This is a genomic window from bacterium, assembly GCA_020444325.1.
In the GTDB taxonomy this organism is placed as follows: domain Bacteria; phylum Bacteroidota; class Ignavibacteria; order SZUA-365; family SZUA-365; genus BM516.
In genome coordinates, this window is sequence record JAHLLD010000013.1 from 116,216 (window position 1) to 132,949 (window position 16,734).

Sequence of the window (16,734 nt, forward strand, 5' to 3'; positions counted from 1 at the left end):
GAGAATTATGAAACAGCGCATCACGTTCACACTTCTGCTCCTGCTCCTCGTTGCCCCCTTCACCCGGGCCGATCGCTACACTTTCCTCGGTTCGTACACCTCCCATTCGACGACGGACCGCACACTTACCGTGCAGGCGACCAACAATGTACTCAAACTCACCCTTGTCGACAGCGCTATCGTTCGGGTGCAGGTCGGCAGGGACGGTGTCATACAGGATATCCCGAGCTACGCGGTGGTGGCCGGCGAAAACCCGCTTCTGCGCTGGGACATTGAGGACCATCCGGGCGACCTGACACTGCGTTTTCCCGGCGGCAGCATCGTCCTCGAGAAATTCCCCGTCCGCCTCATACTGCGCGATACGCGCGACAGCGTGCTGATCGAGGACGCCCCCGCGTTCGGTCACGCATGGGACGGGAAAGAGGTGCAGGTCTGGAAACGGCTGCACGATGACGAAAGATTCTATGGGCTGGGAGAAAAGACCGGGGGACTCAACAAACGCGGGAGCAACTGGACGATGTGGAATTCCGACGTGCCCGGATACGGGGAAGCGCAGGATCCCCTGTACGTCTCTGTTCCGTTTTTCATCGGTGTGCGTGATGTCGGTGCATACGGCGTCTTTTTCGACAACAGCTATCGCAGCACGTTCAACCTCGGCGCGGCCAGCGACCGGGTGTTTTCCTTCGGTGCAGAAGACGGCGAGATGAATTACTACCTGTTCAGCGGCCCCGCCCTGCCGGATGTGGTCAGACAATACACGCATCTGACCGGTCGTATCCCGCTGCCCCCGATGTGGGCATTCGGGAATCAGCAGTCGCGGTGGAGTTACTATCCCGAATTTGAAGTGCGGGATATTGCGCAGAATTTCAGAAACCGGAAACTCCCCTGCGATGTCATATATCTCGACATCCGCTACATGGATCGTTTCAAGGTGTTCACATGGGACAGCAGTGGTTTCGCGGACCCCGCCGCATTGCTCGCGGACCTCGAGGATGATGGTTTCAAGATCGTCCCCATCATCGATCCCGGTGTAAAAATCGAAGCGGGTTACGAGGTCTATGAGGAGGGGGTACGCAACGGATATTTTGCACGCTACCCGGATGGACAGCTGTACAGCGGCGAGGTGTGGCCCGGCTGGTGTCATTTCCCCGATTTCACAAGCAGTACCGTACGCAGCTGGTGGGGCGCGCATTATGCGGACATGGCGGCGATGGGTGTGGACGGCTTCTGGAACGACATGAATGAACCGGCGGTCTGGGGCCGGGAATTTCCTCTGCTCGTCGAGTTCGACGACGAAGGACGGGAATCCACGATCAAGAAAATCCACAATGTTTACGGTCTGCTCATGGCCAGAGCTTCGTATGAAGGCCTCCTTGCAGCACGGGCCGATACGCGACCATTTATCCTTACCCGCGCCGGCTTTGCGGGGTCGCAGCGATATGCGGCGGTGTGGACAGGCGACAATCGCGCACGTTGGGAAGATCTGCGCCTTGCGTTGCGCATGTGCCAGGGACTCGGACTTTCCGGCATGGCGTTCTGCGGCCCGGATATCGGCGGCTTCATCGGGCATCCCACGCCGGAACTCTACGTACGCTGGATGCAGGCGGCGGTATTCACGCCGTTCATGCGCACACACAGTCACCTGGACACGCCGGATCAATCTCCGTGGTCGTTTGGAGAATGGTCCGAAGATATCGCACGGCATTACCTGAATCTGCGCTACGAAATGCTCCCGTACATGTACTCTGAATTCCACCGTGCTTCGCAGGACGGCACGCCGTTCATGCGCCCGCTGTTCTATGATTTCCCGAAGGACGCCGCATGCTACAGCAGTGCGTGGGAGCACAGCTTCATGGCCGGACCTTCCCTGCTCGTCGCCCCCGTGGTGGAGGCGGGAGCGCAGTCACGTGAGGTCTATCTGCCCCCCGGCAGATGGATCGATGCGTGGACAGGCGAAAGTCATGAGGGAGGACAGAGCATCCTGGTGAAAGCCCCCATGGAGCGCCTCCCGTATTTCTACCGGGCAGGTGCCATCATTCCGCGACGCAATGTGCAGCAGTATACCGGCGAATCCCCGATGACGGAGCTGATCCTCGATATCGTCCCGAAGGATCAGGCGCGGTACACGCTCTATCTCGACAGGGGTGACGGTTTCGGCCACCTGCAGGGTGAATTTGATGAGATTCACTTTTCCCTTTACAATGACGGACTTTCCTGGGTGATCCGCACCGAGAGCAGTCCGGGCCGATATGCTGCAGCGATTAAAAGCATCCGCTTTCGCATTCTCGGTTCCTCGACCATGCCGCGCGGCGTGGCAATCAACGACGAAGCGCTGCTGTTTGAAAACGAAGAGGAGCGCGAACAGGCACATGTGCTGCAGGATGTCGGTGCGCACCGTTTCGAAATCAGCCTGCCCTTCCGAACCGGCAGCCAGGTCTATCGATTTGAGTACTGAGGAATGCGATTGATCTGGTGAGCGCGAAGACACCAAGACGCGAAGACACGGAGGGGCGTTCATAAAGAGGAGGAATCGAGGGGAATGCGTCAAGAATTTGAGATGGATTCTTTATGTTTACTGCACGCAACAATCCAGCACCTGCACAGGCGATGATGATGACAAGCCCCGTTTCACTTACGACATGGACAGCAAGGGTCCTCAGGGCCGTATTCTTCAGTGCCCTGCTGCCTGCGCTGCTGCAGGCACAGGACGTGGAGTTCAGCGGATTCGGCGCAACCGGCGTGCGGATATATGACAGGAACCCCGTCGCGGAATTCAATCAGGATTATTTCTACGAAGGGAAACTCCAGGCCGATATTTCGCTTTCCAAGGACATTGAAGCCCAGTTGGACTTTCGAGGGAAATCCGATGAGCGCGAAGTGGTACTGCGTGAGTTCTCCGTCAAATTCGAGTATTTCAGATACGCACGCGTCAAGATTGGCAACGTGAAGAAACCCTACAGTATTGAGGGGCTGGCTGATCGCGATGAATATATCCCTGTATTCGACAGCTATATCCATCGGCGTAACGAGCAGCTGGGCTATGCGGGCCGAAATGTCGGACTGCTGGTTTATTACAATTACAAAGACAAACGTCCCGAATTTCCATTCTCCTACGCTGCCGGCGTGTTCCGCAACAACTCCTACGTGACCAGCGCCTATGCCAGGGGAAGCTGGCACAGCAACGCGTTCATCGCATCACTTGGTTATGCCCTGCTCTCGCGCTCGGGTGACGACGCCATCACCACGCATGGTTTCTCGGCTGATGCCGGGCTTGTCGGGAAATGGGCGGAGTCAAGACTCGAATTGTTCTACGCGCAGGATCCGGAAGAAGGAATCCGCCGCAGACTGATGAATCAGGATCCTTCGGTCAATACCATGGGACTCCGTTCCCTCTCCGCATTGCGTTTCGACATCGACGGTGATGTGGTTGAGATGCTTGAACCGCATCTGATGGTTACCTGGTACGCACCGGATGCGGAAACGACGGAATACCATACCCTCGAAATTCTGCTCGGTATCAATGTATTCCTTGACGACGATGTGCGCCTGCGACTCGCTGCAGACGGCCTGCTGACCAAGGACAGGTATTCCGACAGCTACAGCACCCACGGTTCCGTGTTCGCAACTGAAGTGTTCGTGCGTTTCTGATGCGCAGGCTGAAGATCATAGCGAGTGCGTTACTCACGGCGAGCGTTGTCCTGTTGCTTGCATCGTGCGATACAGTCAACGACAGCAATCCCGCCTCCGCGATCACCGACATTCCGGTGCTGGATGCATATATCCCTCCGGATCGGTACGCCGAGCTCCTCAGCAACCGCTGGAGCGACGAAGAGGCGGCAATCGATATTTTCGTGGGGAGTACGCAGTACCGTGGCAGCGTCGAACCGCAGGGAGCCGGATCCCGCTATCACAGCCGCTGGTCGTTCAAACTTGAGCTCGATGACGACAGTCCGCTTCTTTCCGGCCTGCGCACCAGCAATCTCAGCGCACAGACTTTTGATCGGAGCCGCCTGCGCACCATGCTCGCCACAGAGGTGTTTGCCGCCATGGGGTTCCCTGTGTTCGCATTCCATCCCGTCTACCTGAAAATCAATGGACAGAACCTCGGGCTTTACCTTCAGATCGAACGATTCGAGCATCCCTGGTTTGACAAGCATGGAGTGCCTGTATACGAACTGATCAAAACGGGCTTCGGGGCGCGCTTCACGTACGATGGCGGCCTGCATCTCGCGCAGTTCTTCCGTAAGGAAATCCCCGACGACGACAACCTGAACTCCTTCGGCGATTTTATTCACGCTCTCGACAAAGCCGATCCCGATCATATTTTCGAGGATGTCGGTCCATGGCTCGATATCCCACAGTATCTCCGGTATCACGCCGCAGCCTCCGTTCTCAACCATGTCGACGGCTTCACGAACAATCTCTATTTCTACCGCGCCGCACCTGGCGCCCCCTACAGCGTCATTCCATGGGATTTCGACAAAATCATGTACGAGGAGCACGAAGTCGGACTGATCGGTGAAAACGACATCATCAGGAAGCTTCTGCAGAACGATTCCTGCGTCACACTTTATAAAGACGCGATTCGCCATGTCATAGACAGTGTCGTCGTGCCGGAAAAACTGTTTCCACAACTCGATGCCTTTGCAGCCCGCATTGCATCTGCCTACACCCTCGATCCGAAGCTCGGACAGGTGGGGGTTTCCCTTGACCATGAATCCAATCGGCTTCGTGCGTATCTTATAAGTAGATGCAATTATTTTCGCGCGAATCTCGACGCGATCACTCGCCTTCCCCGAAAGTAGTACGAACGTGAATACAGCACAGCAAGGTTGTTTCTCCCGGCATGCAGGACTCCTGGTTCTGCTGCTTCTGCTGTTCTCACCCGTACTCAATGCACAGTACCGTGAATCCCCGACAAAGGCAGTCCGCCTGTACAACCATGTCACGGATGCAGCGGAGGACGTCTTCTCGTGGTACGATGCCCCCATCTATCTCGTGTACCTCGTCAACAGGTATGATTTTATTCCGCAGGACGACAAACCGATTATCCTGCAGGCCTCCGCGGCGGAGGAGGAACTCGCCCGCAGCGTTGCGGCGCCAGGAGGCTCTCCCGGCAGCATGGATCCGTTCACCATCCCGCATATTCTGCTGGCCGGGAGGCTGGCATGGTGTACGGTCACCGAACTCACACAGGACCAGGCGGATACCCGTCCCGCACTGCGGCACACGCTCGGGATGTACAAGGCTCTCATCTACACCCAGGTGAGCACGCAGATGGCCAAGAACCTCATTTCCCGCGACCGTCCCGACCGTTCAGATAACAAGAGTTTCTTCAGCGGACACACCTCGACAACCTTCGCCGTCGCCAGCTACCTGCAGCGTGAACTCGATGCATCCATCATGCACTCGGCCTCGCTGGCAACGCAGCCGCTGCTCCGTTCACTGCTGCGCACGGCGGCCTTCTCGGTGCCTTACGGCTGGGCCACGTACGTGGGATACAGCCGCATGCGCGACAACCGTCATTACCTCGTTGATGTGCTTGTCGGTGCGGCCATCGGCACACTGATCGGCAATGTCATTTATAACGAGGTCGCTGACGACGAACAGCGGCTGCCGGTTATTGGACTCGCATTTGCCGGAGATACACCCGCCCTTTCGCTGCAGCTACAATTCTGACCATAGACGTGGATTTGCCTTTCCCCCTGCTTCCACAGTTGCGATACTTCGGTATGCCCAAAATCGTCGCACTTCTCATTTTTCTTCCGCTACTCTCTGCCGCTGCTATTGCACAGCAGCGCGATGGAACGTTGCAGCGGCTGACGGAAGACATCAGTACATCCGTGTCGGATGTGACTGAATGGTACGACGTACCCGTCGTGTTACTTTTCCTGGCTCGAAACAGTTACAAGGCGGACAATCCTTCGACGAAAATCATCTCCCTCCCTCCCCTGTCTTTTGAGCGCGAACTTGCCACGCAATTCCCCGCAACCTCATCCGCCTCTCCCGGGAGTATGGATTCCTGGCTGCTCCCGAACCTGATTTTCACATCGCGCCTTCTCTATGCGGTTGGGAACAACCTGACGGGTGAAGCGGATATGCGCAATACCTATGCGCATGCGTGGACGTTCTATAAAGTGCTCATGTACAATCACATCGCCACAGAGCTGATCAAGAACACCGTAAGACGAAGCAGGCCTGACGAGACAGATACGAAAAGTTTTTTCAGCGGACATACTTCCACGGCCTTTGCAACGAGTTCTTTTCTCGCACGTGAAATCTCCGATGCCATTGCCGGCTGGGATGCCGTACAAGACGACGGCACGCTGCGCATTTCGCTGCAAAGCGCGACCTACGTTCTCCTCTACGGCTGGGCAGGATATGTAGGATACAGCCGCATGGCTGACAACAAGCATTATCTCACGGACGTACTTGTCGGTGCGCTCGTGGGATCTCTCGTGGGCAATCTGCTGTACGACGCCTACTTTACCGGGGAAGGGGTTGCAGGACTCCCGCAAATCGGTGCTGGTGTTGTGGGAGAACAACCCGCCATCACCCTGCTCTACAGGTTTTAAGTGAGAAAAGACGCGTGCGCTACTCCCATGGCAGCACGCGTTTGACGTGCAGCAGTGCGCCGTCGATATCGTCCGAAAGATTCCCATCCTGCCCGGGACATTCATCCATCATCCATGATGCCTTCAGTCCGTCACGAGGCAGTTCCCCTTTCCCTGACCACTGCTCGATTTCTTTCGTGGTAAGCAGTCTGTTCCACAGATGGAGTCCTGCATAGCAACGGGTATGATTCAACGCGGGATGATAGTAATCGTAGTACGCCGCATCGAACTGCAATTCCTTATCGAACAGGAACCCTACCTGCATCCCTTCAAAATTTCTGTGCCAGTCGTAGGGAGGATTACGTGTAGTACGGATGGTATCGATAACCTTGCCATCGATAAACAGTCGCATGCGCCCTGCGGCTTCAACGAGCATGACGGCAGAATGCCATCCCGTATCGATGTCAATACTTCTGCGGTCGACACGCGTGTAGGTAAACATTTCCTCCAGACTGATCCAGCCTTCCGGTCGCCTGCTGTAATAAAAGTGTATGGCCTGCTGACTGGTCTGCTGGAAGCGTAACCCAATGGACGCATCGCCGAAGCGCGGCAGCACAGGCCGCATGCAGGCAAGGTACCGTCCCGCGAGAAGCTGCAGTCCCTTCGACCTCTCATCTGGCAACACGACAGACTTGCAGTCGGGAGTTGTCGCGAACCCCGGGATTGCGGAACGGACGAGGGATGGGCGGTTCTTCGGTTCCCCTGAGTGGGCCCGTTTGTTCGCATTGAACACAATGGATTCCACCGCGTTGTCCATGTTCCAGTATCCTGCGAGTTCAGGTGACTCCGCAGGCAGGGGCTGATGCATGGTCTCCCGAACTTCACTGATTGTGCGGAAACTGTGCCAAACGCGCATTTCATCGATATCACCACGGAACAGCAATGCGTCACCCTTGTCATTGAGGTAATGGCTGCCCCCGATGGAAACATCCGGATGTGAAATTCCCTCCATGATGAAATCGGTGACCTGGTCATCAACCACCTCTCCGTTCAGATAGATGGCAATACGTCTCTGTGGCAGAGACACCGCAAGGGCGATGTGGTTCCAGCTGCCTGCATACAGACGCTGCCGCGGATCGATACTGAAACGGATAGCGGAGCCCACACGATAGTACAGACTGTTCAGCGTGTTGAAACCCAGGATAAGATCCTCCACCCTTTTATCACGTTCACCGACATAGCCATTGACGAGCAGCAGGAAATTCCTGTCTTTCTCGGCCGGACGGAACCAGCACTCGAACGTGAATTCCCTGGAAGGAGCTGTTGCGATATCAAAGGCGGTGCTGCGGTTCCCAAAGCGCAGGAGGTCATCCTCCCCATCGAAATGCAATGCATACCCGGATGCCAGGGGGATACCGGCGGCTCCCTGCAAATCCAAGTTGTAGAGTTCTTCTCCACTCCCTGCGTCCGATATGACAAGGCGCGCCCGTTTCTGTGGCGCTACGCTGAGTGGCGCAAACATGACGGAAAAACTGTGCTGTCGGGCGGAGGCAACGCTCAGAATCCTGTCGCCGCTGTTGATATACCAGTCTGTTGAATCCGCCCCGGTGATGTTCAGGACGACTTCCAATGGCGACGGCGTCATGTTCCATATATCGACGGTCCGCGTGAATCCATCCCCCAGCTCAATATCCCCGAACGGCAGTACCGGCTCACGAATCTCCTGTCCATCCCGGAAACACCACGGGGTGTTCGCGCGTGGATTGTACACAATGGAACTGTTGTGAACGATGAGTCCGCGCGTCAACTCGAGGTTCGGATAATCATAAAGCGTTTCGTAGATCAGGTACCCGGTACCGACGAGAACGAAAAGAAAAATCAGTGACAGCAGAAAAATGTTGCCATGGAGGATAAAATGTTTCGCTCGCTCCATGCGGCTGCGCGACGAGATATCGAACACCCCCGGAAGTTCAGGCAGACTCTGTACGTCAGAGACACCGATAACTTCGAGCATCCGGTTCGGGTATTCCCGCTGCATCATCTGCACGGCATACAGGGCAGCTTCGCGATGGGCCGAAGGGATGACGATTTTTTCCAATGGCGAATGAAATACGAGGCGCAGCTTGGCCTCGAGACTGTCCCACGCCCCGGGAAGGACAGCACCATCCTCGTCAATACTCGCTGAGCACGCGGTCGTTGGTGCAAGCTCCCATCGTTCCGGCAGGTTCTGTCGCTGTGTTCGCTCCGCGAGAAGTCCCGCGACCGCTGCAAGTCCAAGCGACCCGCCTACAAGTTCCGCACTGCTTTCATGCACGGAAAAATTATAGCGTACATCCACACTGCTGTGCGGGAAGCGTGATGCGATGATGGAAGCGCTGAGAACTTCAGCGCGCTGCAACTGTTCCATTGTGTCGCGGCCGCTGTCGCCAAGAAGGTTGCCGAGATGACTGTCACCGGGTCGGCCCTCCTGCGCGATGACGTCCATGGGCAGCACACGTCCCGCCGAATACGTACCGTAGCTCTCTTCCTCCAGGAGGATGACGGAAACGGCGTTGCGCCGTTCACGGAATGCCCCCCACGTGGCCAGCGCCTGCGACAGGAGAGCCAGTTCCCCGTGTTCACGTTCGCGCAGAATCCCCACATAGGTTTCAAACAGGCCATAGCCTGTTGTGGAAGATCCGAAGATGCGCGTCCATCCCTCCGCTTCCAATGGCTGTGAAACGAAACCAATGCCAAGCAGATAGGTATGCAGTTCCCGGAGACTGGAAACGAACGCGTGCGAAAGCAGTACCTGCTCGAGCGCCTGATTGAAGGCCTCGGGAAGTCCCTGCAGCCGTTCTCCCCAGGATTGCCTGCGCACGAGCAGCAGGAAATCGTAGGCATCTACCCACACAGAAGGGGGAAAACTGCGGATATAGGGAAGGCGCACCAGTTCAATAAAAACCGGCGCAAGGAAACCAATGTACCCTGAAAGCCATGAATCCGGCAGTTCACGGGTGTGGCTGAAGAACTGCGTAATAAGGAGAAATCGTTTCTGTGGGGATGAAGTCTGCCACAGGCTGCGCTCGAGCGCGCGGGCCGCAGCGTCGAGTTCCGCTGGAGTACGAATATACCCTGTCAGATTCTCCGGCACGTCAGCGGCACCAGGGAGGCTGCGCGTACCTGCGAATTTTTCCTGAAGGCTCCGATTCCGTGAACATCATGCGTCAACCAGTGTCACTTTCATCGGTTCGATATTAATGTTCGCGGAACCGATTTCAAAAACGCCATTCTGGTCGGGATGGTATTCTTCATCGAGGCCGTCAAAACGAATTCCCAGCGCCCGGTCCTCCCGTTCACCGATGAAAAAGCCGGTGAGAATGCCCCTGGGGATGTCTTCGATCACCCTGAGGATTCTCGCGTTGTTGTCGAAGTACCATGTTCTACGCAGGCGGAACATGGGAGAGGCTGTCTCCACAGTCTGGGCTGCAAGACGATAGGTCTGTGCGCCATACATGGACTGATGTCCGGTATCGTTTATGCTCTGATCCTCCCCGCGAACCATATCCGGTGAAAAAGCCAGGTAATCCACCGCCATCTGATAGTGTTCCCTGCAGAAAGAACAGGCATCCAGATGCGAAGTCCGCTCTCCTCTTCTTGCGAGAGTGAGAATGTCCTTCATGTCAAGATGTTTCATGTGTTCCTGCTCCAACGCGGTATGTTGTAGAAATCTCTCTCACCTCTATATACCTACGGATTGCCCGTGGTGGACAAAAAAAGTTGAAAAAAATCAGGGGGGACCTAGCGCAGCAGCGTGGCGTCCCTTCCCAGTTGAATATACGCCTCGTCCAGGACACGCTGCAGTATGTACTCGAACTTGCGCCGATAGCTGCTGCGAAAGCGCGCATGCGTCAACCCGGGCATGCACTGGCGAAGATAAGAGTACGGGCCGAGCGCCTCATTTTCACCCATTAAATCCTTGAAATACATACGAATAGCTGAGACCAGGCATTCCGCTTCCGTCGTGGAAAGCCGTTTTTTCTGCACATAGATTTCATCGATCCATGGAAGCGTCGCATCGAGTGTACGCATGAGAATGCGTCCAAGCACATCGGCATCACTGCTTTCAACCGGATCATTGCTTTTCACGGTCTGATGCGGGTATTCCATGCCGAGAGACTCGCGGGTAAGCTGCACAACATCTGCCTCGAGCACGGCTTTTCGATACTCATCCTGCTCCTGCAGGCTCTGCAGTACAGCATGCAGGATACGAGCCACCGGAGCAGCCCGTTCGATACCACGGATATGCAGGTGCCGGCGCAGATCCTCAATGGGCATCGCGGGCAGTACCAGGGTATCCATGCTGCTGTTGCTGTGCAGGTACCATCTTCCATCCAGCCTGTCGAGTGACGTCAGATTTTCATTTCGTGCAACATGTCCACGAAGCGAACGCAGCAGGTGCTGATGCAGCGGATTGAGTTCGCCAAAAATGCGGGCAAGATGCTGATGCACGTTTTTGAACAGGATGGCCTCGAACGAGGAGAGTATCGCTTCACGATCCTCGGGCGCCGCATCGGCAAGTCCACTGCGCAGAGATGCGCAGCATTGTTCTTCCTCACCGGCAAACAGTTCTCCGACCACGTCATAGGCCAGATCACGCATTGTCATTCCAAGGCCCGACATGGAGTAATTTCGCCGACGGCTCAGCCAGAAGAGCAAATGCTCCGTCATCCTCACCGAATGGTGGATGAGAACATCGAGATTCCCCGGCTGTGGTATTTCATGTACCAACGCCCTAAGATGATCATATAGTTCAGCTGTATCCTGCTCGTTCAGCATCGTCTGTACACAGTGGCTTTTGCAAAAAGATACAAAATAGGGCAGGCTGAAAAAAAACTCCCGCCGTGGAGGCGGGAGCGTGTCAAGCGGGGTGCTGTTGTGACGACGCGACGAGCTCGTCACGTGAAATCAGCGCAGGTGGTGGCTGCGATTCTCCTTCCATCAGATCCAGCAGCGTGGTCTTTTCGAGGACACCATCAATTGCGGTCTGAACCCGGTGCCAGAGGGGACGAATGGAGCAGGAAAAGGTATGTGCGCAGACAGATTCCGTCCCTGCATAGTGATCGCAGAAACCCGGTTTGTAGAAGCGTCCGCCGAGCGCTGCCAGCACTTCGCTGAGCAGAATCTGATCGGCCTCACGGGCAAGCGTATACCCACCCTCCTGTCCGCGTACGCTGTCAACAAAACCGTTGATGCGCAGGATACGGAGCAGCTTGGCAACATATGCCTGTGATAATCCTTCGGCCTCGCCGATTTCCGCAATGGTCATCGACGAAGCTTCGCTGCGTCCGAGCTGCAGAAGGCAGCGTAATCCATATTCTTCCTGTGAGCTGAATTTCATGGCCGCAGCCTCAGTTGATCCTCGGGATGCGCGAACCGCAGGCACGGGCGTGCTCGAGGCTGGCGTACTGCTCGGCACTGATTGCCGGGCCCTTGCGTTTCGCGAGAACATTGAACATATCACGCAGGTCCGCGGCGATTTCCTCGGCGCTGCGTCCTTCGATATCGCTGCGCTGCAGCATGAATTCCAGCTTCCCGTCGCGCAGCAGGGCCATGCTCGGCGAAGAAGGTGCGTAGCCGGTGAAATATGAACGCATGCGTTCGGTAGCTTCACGCTCCTGCCCCGCAAAGACGCTCACCATGCGGTCCGGAATCAGGTCGTTCTGCAGAGCCAGGGCAGCTGCGGGACGCGCGCTGCCGGCTGCACATCCACAGACGGAATTCACCATCACGAGCATCAGTCCTTCGGTCTCGTGCACAGCGCTTTCGACATCCTCTACCGTGAGCAGTTCTTCGAAACCGGTCGCGGTCAATTCGTCACGCATCGGCTGCACGGCGACAGGGTCGTACATCGGTCCTTTTCGAACGGACAGATTATTGAACATATCTATATTACTCCTGTTTGATCATCATGAACGGTCTCATCACGCACAGAAAACTGCAACGGACGGAACCACATCTTCTAAAACATGCCAAGTTCGAGCTTTGCAGCCTCGGTCATGCGCGCAGGCGTCCAGGGCGGATCCCAGACGATGTCGAGAGTCACCTCATTGACGCCATTGATTTCCTGCACTTTCTCGCGAACCTCGGCGGGAAGAGACTGCGCGGCCGGACAGTTCGGAGAAGTCAGTGTCATCTTGATATCGACGTTCCCGTTATTCTTCACACGAATCTGGTAAATGAGTCCCAGGTCATAAATATTGACAGGGATTTCCGGATCGTAGCAGGATTTGATCACATGAACGACATTGTCGTCGATTTCCTGCAGCTGTTCGTCTGTGAGCATCTCGGTACTATCCTTATTCGGTAGAAATCTGTTCGTCATTCCCATGCAGCGCCCCGTGCATCGTATGCCAGGGCAGCGTCGCACATTTCACGCGTATCGGGAATTCTGCAACACCCGCGAACGCGGCGAGCTTTCCAAGTTCATCGAGGTTATCCATCGGGTCGATTTTGCCCGTCACGATGCCGGTGAACAATTCGAAAAGTCGTTCTGCTTCTGCGCGGGTTTTCCCTTTGAGCACGGCAGTCATCATTGACGCCGAGGCTTTTGATATCGCGCAGCCGCTGCCCTCGAAACTCACCTCGCTGATGCGGTCGCCATCGAACCGGAGATAGAACGTATAATGGTCCCCGCAAAGAGGATTGAACCCCTCCAGCGTGGAATCGGCGTCGTCCATCCCGTGAAAATTGTGCGGGCGCTTGTTGTGATCCAGGATGACTTCCTGGTACAGTTCCCTGAGTCCATCCATCAGACGAATACCTCCAGTACATGTTGAATGCCGTCGGCGAGGACATCGACGTCGTCCCGCGTGTTGTAAATGCCGAAAGAAGCGCGTGCAGTTGCGGGGATGCCGAAACGCTGCATGACAGGCTGCGCACAGTGATGCCCGGCCCGCACGGCGATCCCGTACTGATCGAGAATGGTACCGATATCATGCGGGTGCACGGCGCACAGCGTGAACGAGAGCACACTGGCCTTTGCCCGGGCGGTTCCCAGGATGCGCACCGCATCGATATCGCGCAGTTTTCGCGTCGCATAGGCAAGCACATCTTTTTCATGAGCCTGCACCAGTTCAATCGGGAAATTTCGCAGATAACGAAGTGCCGCGGCAAAACCGATGGCCCCGGCAATGTTGGGTGTCCCCGCTTCAAACTTGAAAGGGACCTCATTGTAGGTGGTTTTCTCAAAGGTCACATTCAGAATCATGTCGCCGCCACCCTGATATGGGGGCATGCGGTCGAGCAGCTCTTTCTTCCCGTACAGCACTCCGATACCCGTGGGACCGTACATCTTGTGTGCGCTGAGGGTGAAAAAATCACAATCCAGTTCCTGCACATCGATGGGCAGATGCTGTGCGGACTGCGCGCCGTCGAGCAGGACGGGGACATCGAACTCATGCGCCATACGAATCATTTCGCGCACGGGATTAATGGTACCCAGCACATTGGACACATGCGTAATCGCCACGATTTTCGTTCGCTCCCCGAGCAATTCGGCGTAGACATCCAGGTCCAGCTCGCCCTTGTCGTTCATGGGAATCACACGCAGATGCGCACCGCGTTCCTGGCAGATCATTTGCCAGGGTACGATGTTGGCGTGATGCTCCATCGCAGAGATGATGACCTCGTCGCCCTCCTGCAGCTCACTGCGTCCATAGGTCTGTGCAACGAGATTGATGGCTTCGGTCGTCCCGCGGAGAAAGACAATTTCTTCCTCCTGGCGTGCGTTGAGAAAACGCTGTACGGTCCGTCGCGCATCCTCGTAAAGATCAGTAGCGACCTGGCTGAGGTGATGCACGCCGCGATGCACGTTGGAGTACTGCTCTGAATAAAAGCGCTGCAGTGTATCGATAACCACCTGCGGTTTCTGCGTAGATGCCGCACTGTCGAGATAGATCAGTGGCTTATCGTATACGCGCTGAGAGAGTACCGGGAAATCGGCACGGATGCTCTCGAGATTCAGTCCCCCGTTCTGTGTACGGGAAGTCGCAGGGGCTGGGGCGATGTCTGGGAGAATGGATGTCATGATGTTTTCCAGCTGCGTTCAAGTCGCTCGTGAATAGCATGGTCCAGGTAGTCATGCAGGGCCGGGGTCTTTACATGCGAGAGCAGTTCACTCGCAAAGGCGTAAGAGAGGATATTCCCTGCCAGGGCTTCAGGCACACCGCGGGAACGGAGATAGAACATGGCCTCCTCGTCGATGCGTCCGATCGTGGCGCCGTGTGTGCACTTGACGTCATCCGCCCAGATTTCGAGCTGCGGTTTGGTGTCGATCTGCGCGTTGTCAGAAAGCAGCAGATTGTTGTTCGACTGCTTTGCATCTGTTTTCTGGGAGTCTTTCCGGACGATGATGCGTCCGCTGAACACCCCGCGCGCGCTGTCGTTGAGTATACCCTTGTACAATTCATGGCTGTTGCAGTTCGCACTCGCGTGATCGATCACGGTGTGATGATCCATGTGCTGGGATCCGTGAGGAATGAAAACACCGTTGATGCGGCATTCGGCATACTCGTCTTCGAGAACGGTATGGAGATTGTTCCTCAGCAATGCACTGCCAAAGCCGAAATAGTGGTTCTGAAATTCCCCGCGTCCCGCAACCCGTGCATATGCCGATGCCACATGCCTTGCGTCCTCGGCTTCGTCCTGAATTTTGTAAACGCGCACATGCGTTTCGGTACCGACAACAGCTTCGGTGACAATGTTGCGGAAATAATTTCCCTCACCGAGCGCGGCGTGCTGTTCGATAATCGAAAGTTCCGCATGATCTTCGGCGAGAATGTGAATCCTCGGATGCGCCGAGGCTGCACTCCCACCGGTGCTCAGGAAGAGCAGGTGAATCGGAGTCTCGCAAACCGTGCCGGCGGCAGCATGGATGAACGCACCTTCCTGTGCGAATGCGGCGTTCAGTGAAGCAAAGGGATTCTCCGCGCTGTCGTCGATGCCGGTATTGCTGCGCTGCACGAGGTCAGGCTGCTCCTCGATCGCCACCGAGAGCGGAAGGACAGCAAGTCCCGGGACCGTTGGTCCGGGAACGGAGAGCGCTTCGACATAGTGTCCGTCGACGAACACCAGGCGATGCATGTCTTTCAATCCCGGAAGAAAGCCTGCGGCATCGATGGCGGAGAGGGTTTCCGCTGTCGGGACGGAAGCAGGTGCAAAATCCGTTTCCAGGATGGCGTTGATATTCGTGTAGCGCCATTCCTCATCACGCATGGTCGGGAAACCACGCTCGAGGAAGCGCGCAATGGCGGATTTCCGCTGCGCATGCCGGGGCGTCGCGGCACCGCCGTTCAGTCCCTGCTCGAATTCCTCGAAGCGCTTGCGGACAGTACTCAGAGCATGTTCATTTTTCATGGTCATCGATTACGCACCTTCTTCCATCTGCTCTTCGAGTTCACGCGCCCAGTCGTATCCCTCTTCCTCGAGCTGGAACGCCAGGTCCTTGCCGCCGGATTTCACAATGCGTCCATCGACCAGCACATGCACGCGGTCGGGGACGATGTAATTAAGCAGGCGCTGATAATGCGTGACCACGATCGAAGCCGTTTCTTCCGTATGCAGCTTGTTCACGCCGTTGGCCACGATACGCAGTGCGTCGATATCGAGTCCGGAATCCGTTTCGTCAAGGATGCTGAGTAGCGGATTGAGTACGGCCATCTGCAGTATCTCATTGCGCTTCTTCTCGCCTCCGGAGAAGCCTTCGTTGACGGGACGATTCAGCAGGTCGGGGTTCATTTCCACCAGTTTCATTTTCTCCTTGACCAGGCCGAGGAAATCCACCGCATCGAGTTCCTCTTCCCCACGGTATTTCCGCACGGCATTGAGCGCGGCCTTGAGGAAATAGGTATTGCTCACGCCGGGAATTTCGACCGGGTACTGGAAGGCAAGGAAAACGCCTTCGCAGGCGCGCACTTCAGGTGAGAGTTCCAGCAGATTTTTTCCGCGGTAAATGATTTCACCTTCCGTGATATCAAAGGCGTCGCGTCCCGCGAGTACGCCGGCGAGCGTCGATTTCCCGGAACCATTCGGCCCCATGATGGCATGAATTTCTCCAGCCTTGACGCTGAGATTGACGCCTTTGAGAATCGCCTTTCCCTCAACGCTGGCGTGCAGATTTTTGATTTCGAGCATGTGGATA

General features: G+C 56.0%; 15 protein-coding genes. 5 read left to right on the top strand and 10 right to left on the bottom strand.

From position 1 onward, the window contains the following. The first annotated feature begins 7 nt into the window (after positions 1-7). The 5 genes from KQI65_15385 to KQI65_15405 all read left to right on the top strand — a co-directional run bounded on the left by KQI65_15385 (position 8) and on the right by KQI65_15405 (position 6,575). Complete coding sequence (locus KQI65_15385; GenBank protein MCB2206124.1) at positions 8-2,455, top strand: DUF4968 domain-containing protein; 2,448 nt, start codon at positions 8-10, stop codon at positions 2,453-2,455. A gap of 113 nt (positions 2,456-2,568) precedes the next feature. Continuing rightward, positions 2,569-3,648: a hypothetical protein gene (locus tag KQI65_15390; GenBank protein MCB2206125.1), complete on the top strand. Its 1,080-nt coding sequence runs from the start codon at positions 2,569-2,571 to the stop codon at positions 3,646-3,648. Further along, positions 3,648-4,805, top strand: coding sequence for a CotH kinase family protein (locus KQI65_15395; protein ID MCB2206126.1), 1,158 nt, complete (start codon positions 3,648-3,650; stop codon positions 4,803-4,805). Before KQI65_15390 ends, KQI65_15395 begins: the two co-directional genes overlap by 1 nt. Positions 4,806-4,812: 7 nt before the next feature. Next, entirely contained in the window at positions 4,813-5,679 is an 867-nt protein-coding gene (locus KQI65_15400; GenBank protein ID MCB2206127.1) for a phosphatase PAP2 family protein, read from the top strand. An 8-nt stretch (positions 5,680-5,687) separates the two neighbouring features. After that, the gene (locus KQI65_15405; protein MCB2206128.1) at positions 5,688-6,575 is read left to right on the top strand and encodes a phosphatase PAP2 family protein; all 888 of its coding nucleotides are present in this window, start codon (positions 5,688-5,690) and stop codon (positions 6,573-6,575) included. Positions 6,576-6,594: 19 nt separating this feature from the next. Here the strand turns inward: KQI65_15405 and KQI65_15410 are convergent, their stop codons facing one another. The 10 genes from KQI65_15410 to sufC all read right to left on the bottom strand — a co-directional run bounded on the left by KQI65_15410 (position 6,595) and on the right by sufC (position 16,727). Beyond that, a complete protein-coding gene (locus KQI65_15410; GenBank protein MCB2206129.1) occupies positions 6,595-9,687 on the bottom strand; it encodes a hypothetical protein in 3,093 nt (1,030 codons plus the stop codon). A gap of 66 nt (positions 9,688-9,753) precedes the next feature. Then, positions 9,754-10,230 carry a hypothetical protein gene (locus KQI65_15415; GenBank protein ID MCB2206130.1) on the bottom strand — a complete coding sequence of 159 codons (477 nt, stop codon included), beginning with the start codon at positions 10,228-10,230 and terminating at the stop codon, positions 9,754-9,756. A gap of 104 nt (positions 10,231-10,334) precedes the next feature. Beyond that, positions 10,335-11,195, bottom strand: a complete 861-nt coding sequence (locus tag KQI65_15420) for a hypothetical protein (protein ID MCB2206131.1) — start codon at positions 11,193-11,195, stop codon at positions 10,335-10,337. Positions 11,196-11,454: 259 nt separating this feature from the next. Beyond that, complete coding sequence (locus KQI65_15425) at positions 11,455-11,934, bottom strand: Rrf2 family transcriptional regulator (GenBank protein ID MCB2206132.1); 480 nt, start codon at positions 11,932-11,934, stop codon at positions 11,455-11,457. A 10-nt stretch (positions 11,935-11,944) separates the two neighbouring features. Continuing rightward, a complete protein-coding gene (locus tag KQI65_15430; protein MCB2206133.1) occupies positions 11,945-12,478 on the bottom strand; it encodes a BrxA/BrxB family bacilliredoxin in 534 nt (177 codons plus the stop codon). 77 nt (positions 12,479-12,555) lie between these two features. After that, positions 12,556-12,879: an SUF system Fe-S cluster assembly protein gene (locus KQI65_15435; GenBank protein ID MCB2206134.1), complete on the bottom strand. Its 324-nt coding sequence runs from the start codon at positions 12,877-12,879 to the stop codon at positions 12,556-12,558. Between the two features lie 13 nt (positions 12,880-12,892). Beyond that, on the bottom strand, positions 12,893-13,345 hold the full coding sequence (locus KQI65_15440) for an SUF system NifU family Fe-S cluster assembly protein (GenBank protein MCB2206135.1): 453 nt from the start codon (positions 13,343-13,345) through the stop codon (positions 12,893-12,895). After that, positions 13,345-14,559, bottom strand: coding sequence for a cysteine desulfurase (locus KQI65_15445; protein ID MCB2206136.1), 1,215 nt, complete (start codon positions 14,557-14,559; stop codon positions 13,345-13,347). Before KQI65_15445 ends, KQI65_15440 begins: the two co-directional genes overlap by 1 nt. 59 nt (positions 14,560-14,618) lie before the next feature. Next, the gene (sufD, locus tag KQI65_15450; GenBank protein ID MCB2206137.1) at positions 14,619-15,950 is read right to left on the bottom strand and encodes a Fe-S cluster assembly protein SufD; all 1,332 of its coding nucleotides are present in this window, start codon (positions 15,948-15,950) and stop codon (positions 14,619-14,621) included. A 9-nt stretch (positions 15,951-15,959) separates the two neighbouring features. After that, a complete protein-coding gene (sufC, locus tag KQI65_15455; protein MCB2206138.1) occupies positions 15,960-16,727 on the bottom strand; it encodes a Fe-S cluster assembly ATPase SufC in 768 nt (255 codons plus the stop codon). Positions 16,728-16,734: the final 7 nt, after the last annotated feature.